This is a genomic window from Xanthobacter sp. DMC47 (assembly GCF_056313845.1).
Genome location: NZ_JBQUZM010000001.1, coordinates 1,189,086 through 1,211,236 on the forward strand (window position 1 = coordinate 1,189,086; position 22,151 = coordinate 1,211,236).

A 22,151-nucleotide genomic window follows, 5' to 3' on the forward strand; every position below is an offset into this window, starting at 1 on the left:
CGGCCCCCTGGCGACACGTCAGTGCTTCGCAGCCGGGCCGTATTTCTTCAGCGCACGTTCGACGAGGCTGTTGTCGTAGGTGCGCGGGATGTCGAGGCTGGCGGACTTCAGCGCCGGCTCCATCACCGAGATGGTGGCAAGCACGTTCTTGGCCGCCTCGGGCGTCACGATGCCGTCCCACTGGAAAGCGGACAGGTTCTGCTCCAGCGATTTGCGGTAGAGCGCCTCGTCGGCCTTGTAATACTCGGCGGGCACAGAGGCGATGATGTCGTCGATACTTGCGGTCTTCAGCCACTGCATGGCGCGCACCAGGGCATTGGACACGGCCTGCGACGTATTCGGATTGGCCTTGATGAAGTCCGTGCGCGCATAGAGACAGTCGGCGAGGTAGGGACCGCCGAAGGCGATCTGCGAGCCTTCCGCATTCCGGCTGTCCACCAGCACCACCACTTCCTTCGCATCCGTGAGCGAGGTGATGGCGGGGTCCAGATTCACGATGGCGTCAAGCTCGGTGCCGGTGCGGATGGCAGCAACCGCGCTCGGACCAGTGCCGATGGAGATGAAGCTCGCATCCTTCCAGTTGACGCCGGCCCGCTCCAGCAACTGGGCGACGAAATTCTGGGTGGAGGCGCCCGGCGCCGAGATGCCGATCTTCTTGCCCTTGAGATCCTTGACGCCCTTGATGCTGCCCGCGTTCGACGCGCGGACGGCGAGCACATTGCCCGGATAGCGGCCGAAGACGGTGATGCAGGTGAGGTCCTGTCCCTTCGCCTGCAGCCGCAGCATATGCTCGTAAGCCCCTTCGCCGATATCGGCCCCGCCGGCGACCACGGCCTGGAGGGCCGCGGTGCCAGAGCTGAAGGCGGTGGAATCCACCGTAAGGCCTTCGTCCTCGAAGTATTTCTTATTCAGTGCGACGAAATACGCGATCTTGTTCATCTGGCTGATGGAGCCACCGACCGCGATCGAGATCTTCGGCTTCTCGAGGCCCGCGGCCCCGGCAGCGCCCGGCAGAAGGGCGAGGCCCATCCATCCGGCGGCGATCATGCTTCTGACGATGGACATTGTTTCCTCCCGGCGATGCGACATCTGCTTGGCGGCGTCGCTTGAGGGACGCTCGGCGCCCCTTCTTGCTCTGACTTATTGTATGACAATATGGCCAACGTGAGGGATGTCAACCACCTCCGGCTGACTTTCCGTCACCGGCCATCCGGCTGGAAATCGCCTCTATTTTCCCCTGTTCAGAATCCCGTCCAGCGTGGCGCGATCGACCTTGATCGCGACGCCGGAGCGCTCTTCCTGCACCAGCATGGCGACGCGGGAATCCCTTTGCCCCCAGCCGCGGTTACGGGCCTCCGTCATCTCGGCCAGCGTCATCTCGGTGAACCGTGCGGGAACGCCGACCTCCTGCGCCAGCGCCGCGGCCAGCGACACGTCCTTGAACGCAAGGTCTAGGGCGAAGGACACGTCATCAAACGCCGCCGGCAGGAACTGGTCGGCAAGACGGTCCACCGCATTCTGTCGCCCGAGCGATCCCTCCCGGATCGCAGCGAACAGGGTGGCGGGGTCCACACCGGCCTTGACGCCAATGGTAAAGACCTCCGCCAGAACCATCTGGATGCCGTAGTTTGCGCTGTTGTGGACCAGCTTCGCCGTGGTCGCAGCCCCGAGGGGGCCGAGGAACATCACCCGGTCGCCGAGCAGGTCGAGAAGCGGCCGGCTGGCCTCGAACGCGCCCGCGCTGCCGCTCACCCAGATGGCCAGCCGGCGGGTGCGTGCGCCCTTGGGCCCGCCGCTCACAGGCGCATCCAGCAGGTCGGCACCCATGGCGGTGAGGCGCTCGCCCAAGGCACGCACCGCCGACGGCGCGCTGGTGGTCATGTCGATGAGCGTCGCGCCGACCGAGAGCCCTTCCGCGAGGCCATCGGCGCCGAACACTACCGCCTCCACCTCGGCCGGACCGGGCAGCATGGTGAATATCTCGCGGGTTCTCGCTGCGACATCGCGGGGCGTCGGCACCCAGAGCGCGCCCAGCGCCTCGAACGGCGCCGCAGCCTCCCGCCGGCGCGTATGGATGACCAGTTCCCGGCCCGCTTCGAGGAGGCGCGTCGCCAGCGGAGCGCCCATGGCGCCGAGGCCGATGAAACCAATGGGCACGAGCGTCTCCTCCTGCCGGGGATGTCAGAGAGCGTTGAGGAAGTCGAGAAGGCGCCGGTTCACCTCATCCGGAGCTTCCAGCGGCGCCATATGGGAGGCGTCGGGGATGATCTCCAGCCGCGCGGAGGGGATGCCGCGCGCGATGACTTCGGATGCCGCGACGGGTGTCGTCGGGTCCTTCTCCCCCACCATCACCAGCGTTGGCTTAGCGATCTCGCCGAGACGCGGCGCCACATCTAGAGTCGAGATCATGTCCCACATGGCGGCGTGAACGTCGGGATCGGCCGCGCGCAAGGTCTTCGCGACCCGGTCGAGCACATCGGGCCGCCGCTCGGCGAAGCCGGCCGTGAACCAGCGTTCCAGCGTCGGCGCGACGATCGCCTCCATGCCGCCCGCTCGCACCTGCGCGGCACGCCCGCGTACGGCCTGGCGCCCCGCCTCGGCGAAGGTGCTCACCGTATCCATGAGGCACAGCGCGCACACGAGATCGGGGCGCGCGAGCGCCAGCGTCTGGGCGATCATGCCGCCGACGGACAGCCCCACAACGCAGGCTGGCCCTGCCCCTGCCCCTTCGATGACCCGGGCGAGATCCTCGGCCGCATCGGTGAACCCGAATGACTGGCCGGGCGCCCGCGACGAGCCGTGGCCGGCGAGGTCGTAGGCGATCACATCGAAGCGTTCGGCGATCACACCGAACTGCCGGTCCCAATAGGTCAGGTCGAGCGCGACGGCGTGGATGAGCACCACCAGCGGAGCCCCACGGCGACCGGCGCGCACCTGATGGAGGACGGGGGCCGTCTCTGCTGGGAGCGGGCTGAAGGCAGTGGCATCGGACATCACGCAAGCTCCTCGGCGGTCCACGCTGGGCGTGCGCCATCAATCCCCCGCCAAAGCGGGAGCGCGGGTATTCTCGAAGAAGAGGCGCGGCCCCCGCGCCTGAAGGCGGACTACATTCGGGCGAGGCGCGGCTCGCCTGTGGGCGGAGCGGCGGTCCCCTTGTCCCTGGACGTTTCCTTCGCGCCCCGCTTGCGAACCGGCCGATCGCGCTCGGCCTCCTTGGCGGTGAGCACCGCATCGGCGATGGCGGCGGCGTTCATCACATGGCGGCGGCAGGCCTGTCCGGCCGCCTCGGGATCGCGCCGGGCGATGGCCTCCATGATGTCGCCGATCTCGGCGAGGCTCTTCGCCAGCCGGCCCGGCTGGGAGAGCGTATGGGCGCGCAGCATGGTGACCCGCCAGTGGATCATGCGCAGCATGTCCTCCAGCATCGGATTGTGGGCGCCGGCGGTGAGCGCCGCGTAGAAGGCGGTCTTCACCAGCAGGAGATCACTGCCCGGCTTGCCCCGGCTGGCTTTCCTGAAGGCGGCGAAGGCGCTTTCCAGCGCCTTGTGCTCGGCCTCCGTGGCCCGCTCGGCGAAGCAGCGGCCCGCCATGTCCTCCAGCGTCGCACGCAGCTCATAGATCGAGCGCGCGTCCTCGGCAGTATAGATGGCGACGATGGGGCCGCGATGGGGGATGATCTGCAGGATGCCCTCTGCCGCGAGCTGGCTCAGGGCCTCCCGCAGCAGGGTTCGGCTCACCTGGAACATCTCGCAGATCTCGCGCTCCACCAAGCGGTCGCCCGGCTGGAAGCGCCCTTCGAGGATGGCGGTGCGCAGGGCCTCGATCACCTGCTTCTTGAGCGATGCCGCCTGGTGCATGGCTGCAAGGCTGGCTGGCGTGGTCATTGCGGGTTTCCTTGGCTGGCGTCCTTGGCTGGCGGTCCCGGTGGATTCACTGCGCCGTCTCCGGCGACGAAATCAGATGAGGGGCGGTTCGTCGAGCCGCACGACGATGCCTTCGAGTTCCGGCTTCGGCGGCCGGTAGCGCTTCATCACCAGCGGATCGTGCCCGGGGACGATATGGTCCGGCGAGGGCGCGGCCGCCTTCAGGCGGTCGAAGCCCTCCAGCATGCACCCCACGTGGAAGGCGGTGACGAAGGGGCGTTCGGTATCCATGTTCTCGTAGAAATGGGTCACGTCCGACGCCAGCACCACCGGGCCGCGACGGGTGTTGACCCGCACGAACTGGAGCCCGGCGGAATGGCCGGGCGCGGGATGCAGCGTCACCCCCGGCGCGAGTTCCGCGCCGCCGTCATAGAAGCTCACGCGGCCGGCATAATTGGCGCGGACCATGCCCACCACATCCTCCACCTCGAAGGAATGGCGCAGGCGCCGGTAGCGCATGTAGCGCCCCACCGCGTAGTGCATTTCCGCCTCCTGGAGGTGGAAGGTCGCGGCGGGGAAGAGGTCGAAATTGCCCACATGGTCATAGTGCAGGTGGGTGAGGATCACGTCCTGCACGGTCACGGGATCAAGTCCCACCAGCTTCAGCGCCTCTACCGGGCAGCGCAGGAAATCGCGTTTGCGGCGCGCCGCGACCTCGGCATTGAAGCCCGTATCCACCACGAAGCTGCGCGCCTCGCCGACGATGGCCCAGACGTAATAGTCGAGCGGCATGGGGGCGTCGTGGGGATCTCCGCCGATGAAATTGTCCGCCCGCTTCGCATCCCGCGTGGCGTAGCGGATGGCGAAGACCTCGTAGGTGGGGACCGTCTGTGCGCTCATGCCGCCTGCCCCCTCGGGTGAGCCCCGCCCGCGCCGATGAAGGCGCGGAAGCGCTCCGCATAGTCGCGGATGCCCTGTTCCAGCGTGAAGTCCGGCACCCAGCCGAGCACCGCGCGCGCCGCGGAAATGTCCAGGGAGGCGCGCATGCGCGCATTCACCTGCTCCAGTGGCGACAGCGCGTCGCCGATCTCGATATCGGCGCTCGGCACCACCTGCCGGACGATCCGCGCCACGTCCGCCGCCGCTGTCGCCTGCCCGGCCGCCACGTTGAAGACTCGCTGCGCGCCTTCCGGCTGCGCCGCTACCGCGAGGGCGCGCACGACTGCGTTGGCGCAGTCCGGCACGTAGGTGTAATCGCGCTTCATCGGGCCGCCGGTCACAAACCGCACGGACCGGCCCAGCACCGCACCCTCCACCATAGGCTTGATGAACATGGGCGTGCGCATGCCAAGGCCATAGATGGCAGTCACACGCAGCGCCAGCACGTCGAGTGCATGGAACGAAGCATAGGAAAGGCCGATGGCCTCGCAGGCCATCTTGGTGGTGCCGTAATGACCGGCGGGATTGCCCCGCACCACCGAGAAGACCGGATCAGTCTCCTTTAGCGGCGTGCCGTCCCCGCCATGGTAGGCGGCATTGCTCGAGAGGTAGATGAGCCGCGCCATGCCGAGCTGCCGTGCCGCTTCGCAGGCGTTCACCATGCCGGTGATGTTGGTGTGGTAGGTCGCCGCCGGCTGGGCGAGGGAGGTCTCCAGCCCCACGATGCCGGCGCTGTGGACGATGGCCTCGACACGCTCTGCCCGACACACGTCCATGAGACGCGCAAGGTCGGTGGTCTGGCCGAGCGCATGGATGACGTCGCCCACCTCCGCCGCGGCAAACGTCGCAAGGGCTTCCGGCCCCGGCGCCGCCATGTCGTAGCTTACGACGCCATGGCCGGCGGCAGAGAGCGCCGCCGCCACGTGGCTTCCGAGGAAGCCCGCCCCTCCCGTCACCAGCACGCGCATGGGACGCCTCCCGCTCCCGCCTCAGCCATGGGCTTTCTGCGCCCGCTCGGCGAGCAGGACGCTCATGAGCGAGACTGCGTATTCGCTGCGTTGCGGATCGGAGAGCCCGGCGGCCTCACGGCCGAATTTGCGCAGCAGGGTGATGGACTTGGGGTCCTGCGCGGCGATGAAATCGGCGACCCGCAGCGCTTCGGCGAACGCGGAGCCGGGTGGCACCACGGACGTGACGATGCCGTAAGCCTCTGCGTCGGCAGCGGAAATTTCCCGGCTGGAGAGGGACAGCTCGAAGCCCCTCTTGTAGGAGACGAAGCGGAACAGGTAGGACAGCACGATCAGCGGCGGCATGCCGTGGGACATTTCCGGCAAGGCAAAGCGGGCATTTTCGGCCGCGACCACATAATCCGCCTGGGCCGACATGCCAAAGCCCCAGCCGAGCGCAAGTCCTTCCACAGCAAGGATTGTCGGCACCGGCAGGGCGGCCAAGGCGGTATTCACCTTGAGGATGGCGTTGAGGTCTTCCGCAACCTCGGATGCCCGGGTCAGGCCCTTCTTGCCGACCCGGCCGCCGCAGAAGTTGGCGCCCTGCCCCCGCACCACCAGGGCCCGCATACTCGATTGATTCACAAGGCTTTTGGCCGTTTCGGCGAGGTCCAGAAGGGCCTCTGTGTCCAGATGGTTCGGCTCGCCCTGTCCCACCAGTGTCAGGACGACGACGCCATTGCCTTGTTCCTCGACGCGAACGGCCATTCCCGGGGCTCCCTGCGCGGCCGTCTGGCGGGCCGCCTTGCTTCTTCGTACCGGGAGAGTGTGGCACCCGTCGCGCAGAATGTAAACTGATTGTACGACAATATTCGAGACTGACAAACTGACCACCGGGACCCTCGCGCGCGAAGGCGAGGAGCGCCCCGAAGGCGCTCGGTCAGCGCGATGCCAACTTGGCGCCCGCGGCCCCGAAGGTGTTGGAAAACAAGGCCTCGAACCGCTCCGGCGGCAGCGGGCGGCTCCAGAAATAGCCCTGCCCGAAGGTGCAGCCGTGGGAGGCGAGGAAGGCCATCTGCCCGGCCTCCTCCACCCCCTCCGCGAGGATCTCGATATCCAGCGCCCGGGCCATGGCGATCATGGCGCGCACCAGCTCGCCATCCACCACGGACGCGGGGAGATCGCGCACGAAGCTCTGGTCGATCTTCAGGCGGGAGATGGGGAAGCGCTTGAGGTAGGCGAGGGAGGAATAGCCGGTGCCGAAATCGTCGATGGCGATCCTGACACCCAGTTCCGCGATGCGGTTCAGCTTCGATTCAGCACCGGTATCGGCACCGAAAAGCATGCTTTCGGTGATTTCAAATTCGATGCTGTCAGCCGGCACCCCGGCGGCGGCCAGCGCCGCCTCGGTCCGGGCGCAGATGTCGCTCGCGTTGAGCTGCCCGGCGGAGATATTCACCGCGATGAATCCGCACGGCAGCCCGGCCTTCCGCCAGGCCGCCATCTGGGTGCAGGCGGTCGCCAGCACGAAGTCGCCCAGGGGGACGATGAGGCCGGTCTCCTCGGCGACGGGGATGAAGCGGTCGGGGCCGATCAGCTCCCCCTCGGGGGTGACCCACCGCACCAGCGCCTCGGCGCCGACAATGACCTGGTCCTCGAGCCGGACGATGGGCTGGTAGTGGACGGTGAATTCGTGCTCCGCCAGCGCCCGGCGGAGATTGGCCACCAGTTGCACGCGCGCCCGCGCGTCGCGGGTCAGGGCGTCGGTATAGAAGGCGTAGGTCCGCCCGCCCCGGCTCTTGGCCTGGTAGAGGGCGGCATGGGCATGCTGGAGCAGGGTGGTGGCGTCGCCCGCGTCCTCCGGGAAGAGGCTGATGCCGATGCTGGCATTGACGAAGAGATCGGCGACGCCCTCCGCTGCGAACGGCTCGGCCAGTGCCTCGATGAGGCGCACGGCGAGGCTCACCGCCTCCTTCGGCCCCTCGCTCCCGTCGATCACCACGACGAATTCGTCGGCGCCGTAGCGGCCGATGGTGGCATCTTCCGGCACCGTCCTGCGGATGCGCTGGGCGGCCGTGCGCAGCACCCTGTCCCCGGCGGCAAAGCCGAGGCTGTCGTTGATGGTCTTGAGATGTTCGATATCGACGTAGAGCACGGCGCACCGGGTGCCCTCCCGGGTCAGCGCGTGCTCGATGAGGGAATAGGTCAGGGTGCGGTTGGGCAGGCCCGTGAGCGGATCGTAGCGCGTCAGGCGATCCACCTCGATCTCGGAACGGCGCGCCTGGGTGATGTCGTTGAAGGCGCCCACATAGCTTTCCGGCGCGCCGGTGCGGCCGTAGACCGTGCTGATGACCGTCTGCTGCAGATAGAGCGTGCCGTCCTTGCGGCGGTTCCAGATCTCGCCGCGCCAGACGCCAGCGTCCTTCAGGGCGGTCCACAGGAGCTGGTAGAACAGGCGATCGTGCCGCCCGGAATTCAGGAACCGCATGTTCTGGCCGAGCACCTCGGCCTCCTCGTGGCCGGTGATGGCGACGAAGGCCGGATTGACCGCGGTGATCCGTCCGGAAAGGTCCGTCACCACCAGCCCTTCCTGGGTGTTGGTGAACACCGCCTGGGCCAGCGTCAGGCGATGCTCGGTCGCGCGGCGGGCCGTTGCGTCGGAGGCCATGAGGATGATGTAGCCGGCGCCCTCCGGACTGTCGCGGGCGATGGACTGGACGCAGGACAGCCAGATCTCCTCGCCCGCTTGGGTGAGGTGGGGCTGGTCGCCGCGCGCCTCGACCACCGTTCCCGAGGGCAGCGATGCGACGTCCGCGCGGCCGGCGTTGCCGCTCGCTCCGGCGCGGAGGTTCGGCCGCACGTCGGCATAGCTGCGCCCGAGCAGGTCCTCCCGGCCATAGCCCAGGAGTATGCAGAGGGTTTCGTTGACCCTCAGGAAGCGCCCATCGAGGTCGAGATGGGCGATGCCCTCGGCGGCCTGCTCGAAGGTCGCCCGGAAGCGTTCCTCCGCCGCATGCAGCGCGGCCTTCTGGTCCGCCTCCGCGATGGCGGCGCGCAATTGCTGGCGCTGCACCATCAGGATGGCCAGAATGCCCGCCACCAGCAGACAGGCCGCGGCCGTGATGGCGGAGAGGAAGGCGACGCCCCGCACGTCGTCCACCACGTCGGCCGTGGCGACGCTGGCGATGAGCACCGCATTGGCTGCGGGGATCACGGCCGCCACCGCGAGCAGCGGCTCGGCACCCGGCGGCGAGATGACGTCGGCGGCAAGGCCCGAGGCGCCGGCAGCAGCGAGGGGCGTCAGGGACTCCGGCAGGGCCTGCTGCCGCCCGACGACCATCCATCGCCCGTCGGCGCTGCCGTCCTTGCTGGCGATGAGCACCCGTGCACTGTCGCCCATCAGGCCGGCGAACGCGCGCAGGCGGCTGAATCCCGCGCTGCCGTCGGTTACGATGTCCCGGATCGTCGCCTGCGGCCCTTGCTGCGTCGCATCCACGATCTGCCGTGCCACGGCCGCATCGATGGAGCGCGCCACGGCATCGGTCATGAATTCGAGCTGCCCCCTGCGCTCGCCGAGGAGCGTGTCGGATGACGACCGGAAGACCGCATAGCTGATGAGCCCGGCCGGCAAGGTCAGGAGGGCCAGGATTCCGAACAGCACCCATCCCCGCAGCGACAGCACCGGCCGCACGGGCTCGGTGCCCGCGGCTGCCGTATGCAGCGCCAGATAAAGCAGGGCGGTCGTCACCGCGACGAACACCAGGCCCTTGAGGGTGGAGAAGACACCGAAGCCGATGGAGCCCCCCACCCCCTCGATGAAGCGGTCGGACAGGTAGATCCACAGGGTGGCGCCGATTGCATAGGCAATAGTGACGGTCGCGATGTACGTCCTGCGTGTCATCGTCGATCGTCTTTCGGTGCCAACCTGCGTCTGGCCCCACTCTACAGCCGGCAGCCCGCGGGGCGAAGCGCCGGTTTTCGCTCGACCCTGAAAAATCTGTGAACTCAAGGAGGTACGCCACCCCTCCGCTCCGCCGGCGGGGGCGCACGGAAGCGACCGGGCGGATGGGCTCAGGGGGTGGGCGCGACCACGTTGTCGAAGCTGATGACGACTTCCGTCTTCTGCTGCTGGGAGGTCATGCGGATCGGCAGGCCGCTGTCCACCGCGATCCAGACCCGCTGAGGGTCCAGCGCGCCGGCCCCGGGCATGGGCGGGGGCGTGTAGTCGTAGACCACCGCATTCCTGCCCTGGAACGTCTCGGCGCCCACGCGCCGGCAGTCCTTCAGGCTGGATGCGCCGGGGATAACGCTCTTCTGCATCTGCACGCGCACGCCGGGTCCCAGCGGCAACTTCGTCCACTTGGCGTCATTCTTGACGTACATGTCGTCGCCGACGATCACGGATTCCATGAGGAGCGTCCCGCCCAGCGAAGTCGCCTGCCGGTAGGCCGGGGCCTTGCTGAGGCGATCATAGGCGTCCGCCACGCTCTGGCAGTCATCGGCTCGTGCCAGCGAGAGCGGCGCGAGCAGACACCCCAGCACCAGGACGGCTCCGGCAGCGCGCATGACGTATCCCTTCAGATCAGGCGCGGAAGCCCAGGCTGCGCCATCGATTCATTCGGGCGGGGCAGCACCCTACCATTGGTACCGCACGCCGCCGCGGGCGTTGGCCGCCGCATAGCCGTCGCCGAACTTGAGGCTGGCGGTGGTGAAACCGTTCCAGCCGCTGCTCTTGGCGAACACGTTGAAGCCACCGCCGATCTCGCCGAAGGCACCGTTGAAGTCGTCGGCGACGGTGAGCGGCAGGCCGGGATTGTAGATGGTCACCGCATTGTCCCCGAGGAACTCGTACCAGAGCCGGGCATTCAGGTTGGCCTCGATCCGCAGGGAGGAATTGTCGTAGACCGGCCCGCCCACGCGGGCGCCGATGCCCACCCGGAGGCTATCATTGCTGCCGAAGTCGGCCGACGTGCCCTGCACCAGGAACACGTTGTTGATGCGGGTGGAGACGTAGCTCAGCGTGGCGATGGGCTCGAAGAAGCCGGTGGCGCCGAGCTTCGCCCGGTATCCGGTGTCCAGCGTAAAGCCGAGGCTGGTCGCCCGCGCGCTCTGGCCGTAGGCCGCGGCCCCGCCGAGGGTCGGCGCGGTGTAGTCCATGGAGAGGATGTCGGCCTTGAACAGGCCGTCCACGAACCAGTTGCGGTTGAGGTAGGTGGCATAGGCGCCCACCGTGCCGCCGGAATAGCTGGCGGAGGTCGGCGAGGCATCGAAGCCGAGCTGGGAGGTGACGTAGCCGCCCATCACGCCGAACATCACCGCATCCCTGCCGGACCCGGACAGGTTCGTCTTGCCGAAGTCGGCGCCGGCGATGAAGCCGTAGGTGTCCTGCGAATACCCCATGTCGTAGGTGTAGGCGGCACCCGGCACCGTGGCGGTGGTGGTGGAATTGCGCAGGCCCCAGCTGCCGACCGCCTTCGCCCAGACACCGGGCGTGACGCTCTGCTGGCCGGCGTTGGGGGTCCGGCCGACGGTGGCGCCGTTGCCGCCGTCGAGATAGGTGCGCAGGTCCGCCTGCCGGTCCAGCCAGCCGCCGCTGGTCTCGTACCAGATGCTCTGCGCGCCGGTGACGAGGCGCGGCAGCTCGTAGGCCTCTCGGTCGGGCACGCCGACGAGATAGGTGTCGTTGCCGCGCGTCACGAGGTCGTAGAAGAACACGCCCTTGTCGATGACGCCGCCGAAGCGGGGATCGTAGCCGGCCGACTCGGAGGAGATGACGAAGCTCGCCTCCTGGGTGCCGTACTTGCCGTAGGAGACGGCATTGGGGTTCACCACCTCCACCACCATCATGCCCTTGGGATTGTAGCCGCCGGCGCTGCCGCTCACGTCGTTGATCACGATGGCGGTCTGGCCCTGCGTCGCCACCGTGCCGGCGGGCAAAAGGTTGCCGTTGGCATCGAGGCCGCCCACCACCAGCTTGTCCGATGTGGAGCCGGGGCCGCCGAGATAGGCATCGATGCCGAGGCGGCTGTTGCCCTGCCCCACGAACACGCCGCTCACATAGGTCACGTCGCGGGTGCCGTTGTAGGCGGTCTGGCCCGGCTTCTCGTCGATCATGGTGAGGAGGCCGGCGTCGGTGGAGACGGTGCTGCCGTTGACGAAGGTTTCGAGGCCCGTGAACGTGGTGGTCTCGCCCTGCGCGCCGTTGAGGGCGGTGACGGTGAGGCCGGTGTTGTTCACCTGGTCCGTGCCGCCGCCGAAGCTGTTCACGCCCACCGTGACCCAGGTGTTGGAGCTGAGGTTGTTGAAGGTGTCGTTGCCGTCGGAGAAGCTCACCCGGCCCACCACGGTGCCGTTGTTGGTGACGGTGGTGGAACCCGCATCCGCGCGGATCGCCACGCGGCCGGCGGCGGTGGCGAGGTCGCTGTTGGCCGCGTAGGCCCAGGAGCTGACCAGCGACCCGTTGCCGATATCGATGGTGGTGCCGGTGCCGCTCGACACCCGGATTACCGCCTCGTCCTCGGAGGCCCCCGAGCCGGAGACGACGCTGAAGGCACCGATGCCCACCGCGACCGTGCCCGTCCCGTCGGCACGGATGCCGTTGCCGGTGCCGACCTGCCCCGAGTCGCCATAGATGCGCGCGCCGGTGCCGAGGGTGACGGTGGCGGCACCGCCGCCGCCCGCCAGCGTCTGGACGCCCGTGCCGCCGGAGAGGACGCGGATTCCGTCCGCCAGGGTCACCGTCACGGCGCCGGTGCCGGCGGTCTGCGCGACGACGCCGGTGCCGGCGCTGGTGATGTCCGCGCCCACGTCGACCCGGGCCGCGCCCGTGCCGCCGGAGGTCGCGCCGACGCCGTAGCTGCCGCCCGCCGTGATCTTGCCGGCCACCGTGACCGTGGTGGCGCCGCCGGTGTTGAGGGCGAGGATGCCGGAGCCCGTCGCCTCGATGTCCGCGGTGTTCTTGACCGTCACCGTGCCCCCGGCGCCGGAAAGGCCGGCATCGATGCCGGTGCCGCCCGCCGTGACCTTGGCGTTGGTGGTGACGTTGACCGTTCCATTGTCGCCGGTGAGCGCGGCGAGGATGCCGGCGCCGCCCGCCTTCACGATGCCGTCCGTGGTGACGGTGACGCTCATGCCGGTGCCGGTGGCGCTGGCGTCGATGCCCTGCGCGCCGGAGGTGATGGCGCCGTTCGCGCTCGTCGTGACCGTGGCGGAGCCGCCGGCGCCGGTGGAGACGGCGCGCACGCCGAAGCCCGAGACGGTGATGGCATTCTCCACCTTCACCTCGGTGGTCGCCGTGCCGGCCGCGGTGGCCGAAGCATCGGCGCCGCTGGCGCTGTCGGTGATGGCCCCGCGCAGGGTGAAGCTGCTCAGGGCGTCGCCCGTGGTCGAGGTGGCGAGCCCCTTCACCGCCGTGCCGGTGCCGCCCTTCACGGTGGCGTCGGTGGTGATGATCGTGGTGGCGTTGCCCTTTGTGCTGGTGGCGTCGGCGACGATGCCGCCGACATTGCCCGTCACGGCGCCGGTGACGCCGATCTTGGTCTGCGTCGTCCCCTCCACCGAGGAGACGGCGGCGATGGCCGCGCCGCCGCTGCTGGTGACGGTGCCGGCGGTGGTCACCTCCACATTGCCTGATGTGCCGGTCTTGTCGATGCGGATGCCGCCCACCGCGCCCGACACGGAGGTGCCGGTTTTGGTTTCAACCACGATATCGCCGGTGCTCGCCGCATCCGACGACACGCGCAGGCCGACGCTGGAGCCCTTCACCTCGGTGGTGCCGCCGAGGTTCACGGAGACCTTGCCGCCCATCTGCTTCAGGAACACGCCGTCCGCCGTGCCCTCGATGGAAGCGCTGCCTGACGTGGCGAGGGTGATGGTGCCGGTGGCCTCGCCATAGAGGCCGAACCCGCCCGCCGCGGTGGATTTCGCCGTGCCGGAGAAGTTCTGGATGGAGAGATCGCCCCCGGTGGCGTTGAAGAAGGCGCCGTACTGCCCGCCCGAGGCCTTGCCGCTGAAATTGTCCGCCGTCACGCTGCCGCCCAGCGTGCGGGCGAACACGCCCGCACCGGTGCCGCCCGTCGCCGTGCCGGAGAAGCCGGACACGGTGATATCGCCGCTGGTGGTCGCCTGCGCGAAGATGCCGTACTGCCCGCCCGAGGCGCTGGCGGCGAAATTCTTGACGCTGATGCCGCCGGTGTCGGTGAGCAGCATCAGGCCGTTGGCACCGCCGACGAGGTTGGGCGACCCCGCGCTGCCGCCGGTGAAATTGTCGGCGGTGATGGCGCCGCTGGTGGTGCGGCCATAGACGCCGTAGTCGCTGGTGCCTGTCGCGGTTCCGGAGAAGCCGGAGAAATTGACGCTGCCGGCCCCGGTCTGGGCGAAGATGCCGTATTGGCCGCCCTGGGCGCTGGAGCCGAAATTCTGGACGCTGATGGCGCCCGACGTGGACAGCGCCTGAAGGCCGGCTGCGCCGCCGGTGATGAAGGGCGCGCTGCCCGCGCCGGCCGCGAAATTGTCGGCGGTAATGGCGCCGGTGGTGGTCGAGAGCAGAAGGCCGCTGCCGGCCGTGCCCTTTACCGTGCCGCTGAAGCCGGAGGCGTCGATGGCGCCGGAGGTGGCGAAGGCGACAATGCCGTTCTGGCTGCCCGTGGCGCTGCCGCTGAAGGTCTTCAGCGAGATGTCCCCGGTGGTGACCACCTGGGCGAAGATGCCGTTGGCACTGGTGCTGCCCGCCGTGCCGCTGAAACCGGAGAGATCGACGGTGCCGGCATTGGCCTGGGCGAAGATGGCGTTCTGGCCCGCCGTCGCGCTGCCGCTGAAGTTGCGGATGTTGATGTCGCCCGTCCTGGTCACCTGTGCGAACACGCCGCTGGCGCCGGTGCCATCGGCGCTGCCGGTGAAGCGGTCGATGGTGATGGTGCCGTTGACCGACTGGGCGAACAGGCCGTTCTGGCCGCCGGTGGCGCTCCCGGCGAAATCGTTCACCGTGATGTTGCCGCCGGCGATGAGGGTGAGGCCGTCCGAGGTCGTGCCCTTGAAGGTGCCGCCTTCGGCCGCGATGTCGATATTGCCGGTGGTGGTGGAGGCGAGCACGCCGCTCGCCCCGCCGCTGAGGCTCGCGCCCGCCAGCACCCGCACGCTGGCATCGGTTGCGGGGAGCAGCGTGAGGGCATAGCCGTCCGCCGTCACCGTGGCGCCGATGCCGGTGCCGGCCGCCTGGGAGATGGCGCCGCTCGAAATCAGCGAGATGCCGTCGGTGGTCGCCGTGAAGCTGCCGCCGATGTTGTTCAGCACGATGTCGCCGCCGCCGAGGCCGGAGCCCACGATGACCGAGATGGGCAACGCCGCCGTGATGCTCGTGTCGTCTGCGGTGGTGACGGTGATGGTGTTGTCGGTCAGCACCGCCGCGGCCGTGCTCGCGCCGGAGCAGTCCAGCGCCGTGGGGTTGCCGACCGGCCCCGAGGTGACGCAGGCGCCGTAGGCGGCCGTTGCCGGCATCAGCCCGGCGAGAACCGTGGCAAGCGCCGATCCGGAGAGAAGCGCCCGCATCTGGGGCGCGCGCCGATGGGCGCCCGTGTCAGCCCGGCCGGACTTGAGCTTGTGCGTGGCGCCCAACATGCGCGTGTCCTCCCTCCCGATCTCCGACGCCCCCCGGCGCCGCACCAGAATTGCGACACGCGTCCGCATGCGCGCCCGGCCCGCGGCAGCGGGGCCGGTCGGCGACAGCGAAGCAGCCGTTTCGGGTGATCCCAGAATTTCCCATCATGGTTAACCTAGAGTTACGTACAGCAATAAATCTGCCCAAGGTCCCGCCAACGCTTCGCCAGCATTCTTCACGGCCGGGGGAACCCCCCACCGCCCGAAACATTGTCTCCCCGCAGGCAACGGTAGCGGTGAGGGCAAGACGTGCATCGTCAGGCGATGGAGGGCGAAGTCGGGCGGATGCCGCCGGTGTCGGATGTGCGGAGGCCCCGGCTCTATCACGTGCCACCCCGCGCGCTGCCGACCGGCACGGCTCGGGATGCTCTCCTGACCAGGATCGCGGCGCTCGGGTTCGACACGCTGCTCCTCGGCTGGCCCTTTCCGGTGGAACCGCACAGCTGGTTCGCCACCCGTACCCTCGACACACTCGCCGCTCCGCTCGACGGAAAGACGCCTGAGGCGGCGTTCCGCGATCTCGCCGAGGCGGCGGCGGCGCATGGCCTTTCCTTGTTCATCGACCTCGCCTGCACCCGCGCCGGCGACGGCGACCTTCCGGCCGCGCTGCCGGGCTGCTGGAGCGGTGGGGCGCACGCGGCAGACCCGCGCGTGTCACCCGGCGCCGCCGGCCACACCGTGGCGCTGGCAGACGACGACGCCGTCGCCCGCTTCGCGGATTTCTGGGCCGGGCATCTCGACCGCTGGCGGCGCGCCGGCGTGCGAGGGGTGCGCTGCCACGAGGCCGGCCTGCTCCCGGCCGAGGTGTGGCGGCGCCTGCTCGGCCCGGCGCGGGCCGCCGGGCTTCTCGCCCTCGGCTGGACGCCGGGGCTGCCGCGCGACGAGGTGCGGGACCTTGCCACCGCCTTCGATTTCGTCACCGCCTCCGCCGCCTGGTGGGACGGTCGGGCGCCATGGCTGGTGGAGGAATTCAACGCCCTGCGCCCCCACGCCCGGCTGATCGCCTTCTGTGACGACCCGTTCGGCCCCCGCCTTGCCACGCGCGGGCCGGATGCAACCGCCGAGGCGCGCCATCGCCTGGCGCTTGCCGCTGCGCAGCTGGCCGATGGCTGGCTGACGCCCATGGGCTTCGAGCATGGCGCGCGCACGCCCTTCATGGACGGGGACGAGGCGGAGACCGCCCCCGGCTTCGACCTCTCCGCCGCGATCGCCGCCCTCAATGCCGAGCCCGTCGACGTTCGCCGCCTGCGCCAGCTCACGGCGCCCGGCGCGCAGGTGACGCTGGTGGCGGCCGATGGCACGCGCGGCACGCGGCTCCTCGCCTTCAATGCCGACCTCACGCACCCCGCGCCCTTGAGCGCGCGCGAAGCGGCGGCGCGCCTTGGCTTTGCTTTGGCCGGCCCCATCGCCGACGACCTGCCGCCCGGCGGCACCGCCGCCATGGACCTTTCCCCGACAGCGCCCATCCGCGCGCCCGGCCCGGCCGTAGCGCCCTTCACCGCCGCGCCGCGCATCGCCATCGAACGGGTGACCCCCAGCGTGGACGGAGGCCGCTTCGCGGTGAAGCGGAGCGTGGGCGATGTGGTGACGGTGGAAGCGGACATCTTCACCGACGGCCACGAGAAGATCGCCGCCGAGCTGCGCTGGCGCGCCGTGGACGAGACGACGTGGCAGCGCGCGCCGCTGGTGCCCACCGTGAACGACCGCTGGCAGGCGCGCTTTCCCCTGCTGCGCGTGGGCCGCCACGAATTCCTCATCGAGGCGTGGTGGGACCATTTCGGCACCTTCCGCCGCGACCTCGGCAAGAAGCGCGAGGCCGGGCAGCCGCTGGCCGTCGAGGTCGCCGAAGGGCGCGCCTTGCTCGAAGCCGCGCAGCAGACCGCGCCGAAGGGCGCGCGCGCCGTGATCCGCGACCACCTCAAGCGCCTGAAAGGGAGCGAGGCGGCCGCCGTGGAAGCGCTGCTTTCCCCCGCCCTGGCCACGGCCATGGCCGAGGCCGACCCGCGCGCCTTCGCCACCGGCGCGGCGCAGCGCTACCTCATCGAGAGCGACCGGGAGGTCGCCCAGTTCGCGAGCTGGTACGAGCTGTTTCCCCGCTCCGTCACCGACGACGCCGCGCGCCACGGCACGCTGCGCGACGTGATCGGCCGGCTGCCGGCGATCCGGGACATGGGCTTCGACGTACTCTATTTCCCGCCCATCCATCCCATCGGCCGCACCCATCGCAAAGGCCGCAATAATTCCCTGAACGCGGGTCCGGACGATCCCGGCAGCCCCTATGCCATCGGTGCCGAGGCGGGCGGTCATGAGGCGATCCACCCCAAGCTTGGCACCTTCGAGGATTTCCGCGCGCTCGTCGCGGCGGCGCGGGACGAGGGGCTGGAGATCGCGCTCGATTTCGCCATCCAGTGCTCGCCCGACCATCCCTGGCTGAAGGCGCATCCCGACTGGTTCCAGTGGCGGCCGGACGGCACCATCCGCTACGCCGAGAACCCGCCCAAGAAATACGAAGACATCGTCAACGTCGATTTCTACGCGAAGGACGCCGTGCCGGACCTGTGGCTGGCCCTGCGCGACGTGGTGGAGGGCTGGGTGCGCCTCGGCGTTCGCATCTTCCGGGTCGACAATCCGCACACAAAGCCCTTCCCCTTCTGGGAGTGGCTGATCGCCGACATCCGCAGCCGCGACCCCGGCGTCATCTTCCTCGCCGAGGCCTTCACCCGGCCGAAGCTGATGTATCGCCTGGGCAAGATTGGGTTTTCTCAATCCTATACCTACTTCACCTGGCGCAACACCAAGGCCGAGCTGCGAGAGTATCTGGAAGAATTGAACCGCGCACCCGCGCGCGACATCTACCGGCCCCACTTCTTCGTCAATACGCCGGACATCAACCCCTATTTCCTCCAGCGCTCCGGCCGCCCCGGCTTCCTCATCCGCGCCGCGCTCGCGTCCATGCTGTCGGGGCTCTGGGGTCTCTATTCCGGCTTCGAGCTGTGCGAGGCCGAGCCCGTGCCGGGCAAGGAAGAGTATCTCGACAGCGAGAAATACGAGATCCGCCCGCGCGATTACTCACGCCCCGGCAACATCGTCGCCGAGATCACGCGCCTCAACGCCATCCGCCGCGCCCATCCAGCGCTGCAGAGCCACCTCAACGTCACCTTCTACAACGCCTTCGACGACCAGATTCTCTACTTCGGCAAGCGCCTGCCCGGCGAGGACGAGATGGTGCTCGTGGCGGTGAGCCTTGATCCCCACGCCTCGCGCAGCGCCGCCTTCGAGGTGCCGCTGTGGGAATTCGGCCTGCCCGACCATGCGTCCGTGGAGGTCGAGGATCTGGTGCGTGACACCCGTTTCACCTGGACCGGCAAGATGCAGACCCTCCACCTCGATCCGGCCGATTTGCCCTACGCCATCTGGCGCATCCGTCCCGTGGGAGGCGCCGCATGAACGTCCATTCCGCCCCCGCCTCGTCCGCGCCGGCCTCCACCACCGACGACGACGCGCTCTGGTACAAGGACGCGGTGATCTACCAGCTGCATGTGAAGTCCTTCTTCGATGCCAATGACGACGGCATCGGCGACTTCGCGGGGCTGATCTCCAAGCTCGATTACATCGCGAGTCTTGGCGTCACCTGCATCTGGCTTCTGCCCTTCTACCCCTCTCCGCGCCGCGACGACGGCTACGACATCTCCGAATACAAGAACGTTCATCCCGATTACGGCACCATGGCCGATGCCCGCCGCTTCATCCGCGAGGCCCATGCGCGCGGGATGCGGGTCATCACCGAGCTGGTCATCAACCACACCAGCGACCAGCACCCCTGGTTCCAGCGCGCGCGGCAGGCGAAGCCCGGTTCGGCGCATCGCAATTTCTATGTCTGGTCGGACAATGACCAGGCCTATGCCGGCACGCGCATCATCTTCCTCGACACCGAGAAGTCGAACTGGACGTGGGACCCGGTGGCCGGCGCCTATTTCTGGCACCGTTTCTATTCCCACCAGCCGGACCTCAACTTCGACAATCCCGCTGTGCTGAAGGCGGTGCTGGGCGTGATGCGCTTCTGGCTGGACCTCGGCGTGGATGGCCTCCGGCTCGACGCCGTGCCCTATCTCGTGGAACGCGAGGGCACCTCCAACGAGAATCTGCCCGAGACCCACGCCATCCTGAAGACCATCCGCGCGGAGCTGGACGCCGCCTATCCCGGCCGGCTGCTGCTGGCCGAGGCGAACATGTGGCCGGAGGACACCCAGCAGTATTTCGGTGAGGGCGACGAATGCCACATGGCGTTCCATTTCCCGCTCATGCCGCGCATGTACATGGCGATTGCGCAGGAAGACCGCTTCCCCATCACCGACATCATGCGCCAGACACCGGATATTCCAGCCAATTGCCAGTGGGCCATCTTCCTGCGCAATCATGACGAGCTGACGCTGGAGATGGTCACCGACAGCGAGCGCGATTACCTCTGGAACTTCTACGCCGCCGACCGGCGCGCCCGCATCAATCTCGGCATCCGCCGCCGCCTCGCCCCCCTCCTTCAGCGCGACCGACGGCGCGTGGAGCTGATGAAGTCGCTGCTGCTCTCCATGCCCGGCACGCCCGTGATGTATTACGGCGACGAGATCGGCATGGGCGACAATATCTTCCTCGGCGATCGCGACGGCGTGCGCACGCCTATGCAATGGTCGCCGGACAGGAACGGCGGCTTCTCCAAGGCCGATCCTGCGAGCCTGGTCCTGCCGCCCATCCAGGACCCGCTCTACGGCTTCCAGGCCATCAATGTGGAGGCGCAGAGCCGCGACACCCATTCGCTGCTGAACTGGACGCGCAAGCTCCTCTCCGTGCGCCGGGCCCATCCCGCTTTCGGGCGCGGCACGCTGCGCTTTCTCTATCCGAAGAACAGGAAAGTCTTCGCCTATCTGCGCGAACACCAGGGCGAGACGCTGCTGTGCGTCGCGAACCTCTCGCGCTCGCCGCAGGCGGTGGAGCTGGACCTCTCGGAATTTTCCGGCCGCATTCCGCTGGAACTGCTGGGCTCTTCACCCTTCCCGCCCATTGGCCAGCTCACCTATCTGCTCACCCTGCCGCCCTACGGCTTCTACTGGTTCCTCCTCGCCACCGACGCGCAATCGCCGGACTGGCACACCCCGGCGCCCGAGGCCATGCCCGAATATCTGACCTTCGTCCTGAAGGGGGCGCCGGAAGAGATGATCACCGCCGCCCACCGCAAGAGCTTCGAGGCCGACGTGCTGCCGGCCTATCTGCCCAAAAGGCGCTGGTACGCCGGCAAGGGGGAACCCCTCCAGTCCGCACGCATCGCCATGACCGCGCGCCTCGGCAAGAAGCGCGAGCGCGCCTTCGTGATGGTGGAGACCAAACGCGCCGGCGGAACGGACCTCTACCAGATCCCCGTCGGCATCTCGTGGGACGACGAGGCGGGCCAGTCCCTGCCCCAGCAGCTCGCCCTGGCCCGCGTGCGGCGCGGGCGGCGCACCGGCTACCTCACCGATGCGTTCGCGCTACCCGAATTCGCCGCCGATGTGATGGACCTGATCGGCCGCGACGGCGAGGTGCCCAGTTCCCACGGCCGCATCGTTTTCCGCAAGACGGAAGCCTTCGCGCGTGCCGCAATCCCAGAGGGCGCCCCGGTGCGGTTTCTTTCGGCGGAACAGTCGAATTCCTCGCTGATCTATGGCGGCGCGGCCATTCTCAAGTTGTTCCGGCGCATCACGCCCGGTGTTCACCCCGAAGCGGAGATGAGCCGCGCGCTGACCGAGCGCGGTTTCGCCAATACTGCGACGCTCCTCGGCGAGATCGTCCACGAGCCGGAGGGAGGCGCGCCGCAGGTGCTCGCCGTGCTGCAGGCCTATGTGGCCGGCGAGGGCGACGCCTGGACCTTCACCCTCTCCTTCCTCCAGCGCGCTGCCGACGAAGTGGGGCACGAGGGCATCCAGCAGGACGACCTCCTCGCCCCCTATCTGGGCTTTGCCGAGCGCCTCGGCCTGCATCTCGGCGAGATGCATCGGCTGCTCGCCGCCGAGACGGACAACCCGGCCTTCGCGCCGGAGCCCGCCGGCCGCAAGGCGCTGGAGGCGTGGCGCAGCCGCATCGGCGGGCGCATGGATGCCGCGCTGAAGGGCCTTGCCGACCGGCTCGACACGCTGGCAGAGCGCGACCGCGAAAAGGCCGCCTGCATCCTCGACCGGCGCGCGGCCATCGCCGCCGAGATCGATCGCCTCATCGCGGCGGGCGAAGGCGCCCTTCTCCATCGCATCCACGGCGATTTCCATCTCGGGCAGGTGCTGGTGGCGCAGGGGGATGCGGTCATCATCGACTTCGAGGGCGAGCCCGCTCTGCCCGTGGACGCCCGCCGCGCCAAGGACAGCGGGTGGCGCGACGTGGCCGGCATCCTGAGATCGCTGGACTATGCGGTGCGCGCGCGGCGCCGGCCGTCACAGGCGGCGGGAGACGTCAATTTCGGCCGCATCGCCGATCTTTTCCAGGCGCGCGTGCCGCAGACCCTGCTTGCCGCCTACCGAAAGGGCGCGGGGCTCGACGAAAGCTGCCCGGAGGCGACCCGCGACGACGCCCTGCTGCGCCTCTTCCTTCTCGAAAAGGCGGCCTATGAGGTGACCTACGAAATGGACAACCGGCCCGACTGGCTCCCCATCGCCCTCGGCAGCCTCGCCCGCCTCGTGGCCGACCTCAATGCGGACGCCGGCGCATGAACCGCATGGAGAGAAACACC

At 68.8% G+C, this 22,151-nt stretch carries 12 protein-coding genes; 2 read left to right on the forward strand and 10 right to left on the reverse strand.

Annotation, left to right across the window (positions count from 1 at the left end):
• Window positions 1-18 precede the first annotated feature (18 nt).
• The 10 genes from ACT54R_RS05545 to ACT54R_RS05590 all read right to left on the reverse strand — a co-directional run bounded on the left by ACT54R_RS05545 (window position 19) and on the right by ACT54R_RS05590 (window position 15,364).
• Window positions 19-1,065, reverse strand: coding sequence for an ABC transporter substrate-binding protein (locus ACT54R_RS05545; RefSeq protein WP_476324364.1), 1,047 nt, complete (start codon window positions 1,063-1,065; stop codon window positions 19-21).
• Window positions 1,066-1,227: 162 nt separating this feature from the next.
• Window positions 1,228-2,157 carry an NAD(P)-dependent oxidoreductase gene (locus tag ACT54R_RS05550; protein WP_476324366.1) on the reverse strand — a complete coding sequence of 310 codons (930 nt, stop codon included), beginning with the start codon at window positions 2,155-2,157 and terminating at the stop codon, window positions 1,228-1,230.
• A gap of 24 nt (window positions 2,158-2,181) precedes the next feature.
• Entirely contained in the window at window positions 2,182-2,994 is an 813-nt protein-coding gene (locus ACT54R_RS05555) for an alpha/beta fold hydrolase (protein WP_476324368.1), read from the reverse strand.
• Window positions 2,995-3,104: 110 nt separating this feature from the next.
• Window positions 3,105-3,884 carry a GntR family transcriptional regulator gene (locus ACT54R_RS05560; RefSeq protein WP_476324370.1) on the reverse strand — a complete coding sequence of 260 codons (780 nt, stop codon included), beginning with the start codon at window positions 3,882-3,884 and terminating at the stop codon, window positions 3,105-3,107.
• A 72-nt stretch (window positions 3,885-3,956) separates the two neighbouring features.
• Window positions 3,957-4,763, reverse strand: a complete 807-nt coding sequence (locus ACT54R_RS05565; RefSeq protein ID WP_476324372.1) for an N-acyl homoserine lactonase family protein — start codon at window positions 4,761-4,763, stop codon at window positions 3,957-3,959.
• Window positions 4,760-5,770: an NAD-dependent epimerase/dehydratase family protein gene (locus ACT54R_RS05570; RefSeq protein WP_476324374.1), complete on the reverse strand. Its 1,011-nt coding sequence runs from the start codon at window positions 5,768-5,770 to the stop codon at window positions 4,760-4,762. The genes ACT54R_RS05565 and ACT54R_RS05570 overlap by 4 nt, the downstream gene beginning before the upstream one ends.
• Before the next feature lie 21 nt (window positions 5,771-5,791).
• Window positions 5,792-6,517, reverse strand: coding sequence for an enoyl-CoA hydratase/isomerase family protein (locus ACT54R_RS05575; protein WP_476324376.1), 726 nt, complete (start codon window positions 6,515-6,517; stop codon window positions 5,792-5,794).
• 172 nt (window positions 6,518-6,689) lie between these two features.
• Entirely contained in the window at window positions 6,690-9,650 is a 2,961-nt protein-coding gene (locus ACT54R_RS05580; RefSeq protein WP_476324378.1) for a putative bifunctional diguanylate cyclase/phosphodiesterase, read from the reverse strand.
• A 170-nt stretch (window positions 9,651-9,820) separates the two neighbouring features.
• Entirely contained in the window at window positions 9,821-10,315 is a 495-nt protein-coding gene (locus ACT54R_RS05585; protein ID WP_476324380.1) for a LolA-like protein, read from the reverse strand.
• Between the two features lie 69 nt (window positions 10,316-10,384).
• On the reverse strand, window positions 10,385-15,364 hold the full coding sequence (locus ACT54R_RS05590; RefSeq protein ID WP_476324382.1) for a beta strand repeat-containing protein: 4,980 nt from the start codon (window positions 15,362-15,364) through the stop codon (window positions 10,385-10,387).
• A 288-nt stretch (window positions 15,365-15,652) separates the two neighbouring features.
• Here ACT54R_RS05590 and ACT54R_RS05595 point away from each other — a divergent pair, with 288 nt between their 5' ends.
• Both ACT54R_RS05595 and treS read left to right on the forward strand, forming a co-directional pair.
• On the forward strand, window positions 15,653-18,850 hold the full coding sequence (locus ACT54R_RS05595) for an alpha-1,4-glucan--maltose-1-phosphate maltosyltransferase (protein WP_476324384.1): 3,198 nt from the start codon (window positions 15,653-15,655) through the stop codon (window positions 18,848-18,850).
• On the forward strand, window positions 18,847-22,131 hold the full coding sequence (gene treS, locus ACT54R_RS05600; RefSeq protein ID WP_476324386.1) for a maltose alpha-D-glucosyltransferase: 3,285 nt from the start codon (window positions 18,847-18,849) through the stop codon (window positions 22,129-22,131). The genes ACT54R_RS05595 and treS overlap by 4 nt, the downstream gene beginning before the upstream one ends.
• The last annotated feature ends 20 nt before the right edge of the window (window positions 22,132-22,151 follow it).

Bases quoted from the DNA above. Each gene is read 5' to 3' on its own strand.
- ACT54R_RS05545 (WP_476324364.1), bottom strand. From the start codon at position 1,065: ATGTCCATCGTCAGAAGCATGATCGCCGCCGGATGGATGGGCCTCGCC.
- ACT54R_RS05555 (WP_476324368.1), bottom strand. From the start codon at position 2,994: ATGTCCGATGCCACTGCCTTCAGCCCGCTCCCAGCAGAGACGGCCCCC.
- ACT54R_RS05560 (WP_476324370.1), bottom strand. From the start codon at position 3,884: ATGACCACGCCAGCCAGCCTTGCAGCCATGCACCAGGCGGCATCGCTC.
- ACT54R_RS05565 (WP_476324372.1), bottom strand. From the start codon at position 4,763: ATGAGCGCACAGACGGTCCCCACCTACGAGGTCTTCGCCATCCGCTAC.
- ACT54R_RS05570 (WP_476324374.1), bottom strand. From the start codon at position 5,770: ATGCGCGTGCTGGTGACGGGAGGGGCGGGCTTCCTCGGAAGCCACGTG.
- ACT54R_RS05575 (WP_476324376.1), bottom strand. From the start codon at position 6,517: ATGGCCGTTCGCGTCGAGGAACAAGGCAATGGCGTCGTCGTCCTGACA.
- ACT54R_RS05580 (WP_476324378.1), bottom strand. From the start codon at position 9,650: ATGACACGCAGGACGTACATCGCGACCGTCACTATTGCCTATGCAATC.
- ACT54R_RS05585 (WP_476324380.1), bottom strand. From the start codon at position 10,315: ATGCGCGCTGCCGGAGCCGTCCTGGTGCTGGGGTGTCTGCTCGCGCCG.
- ACT54R_RS05590 (WP_476324382.1), bottom strand. From the start codon at position 15,364: ATGTTGGGCGCCACGCACAAGCTCAAGTCCGGCCGGGCTGACACGGGC.
- treS (WP_476324386.1), top strand. From the start codon at position 18,847: ATGAACGTCCATTCCGCCCCCGCCTCGTCCGCGCCGGCCTCCACCACC.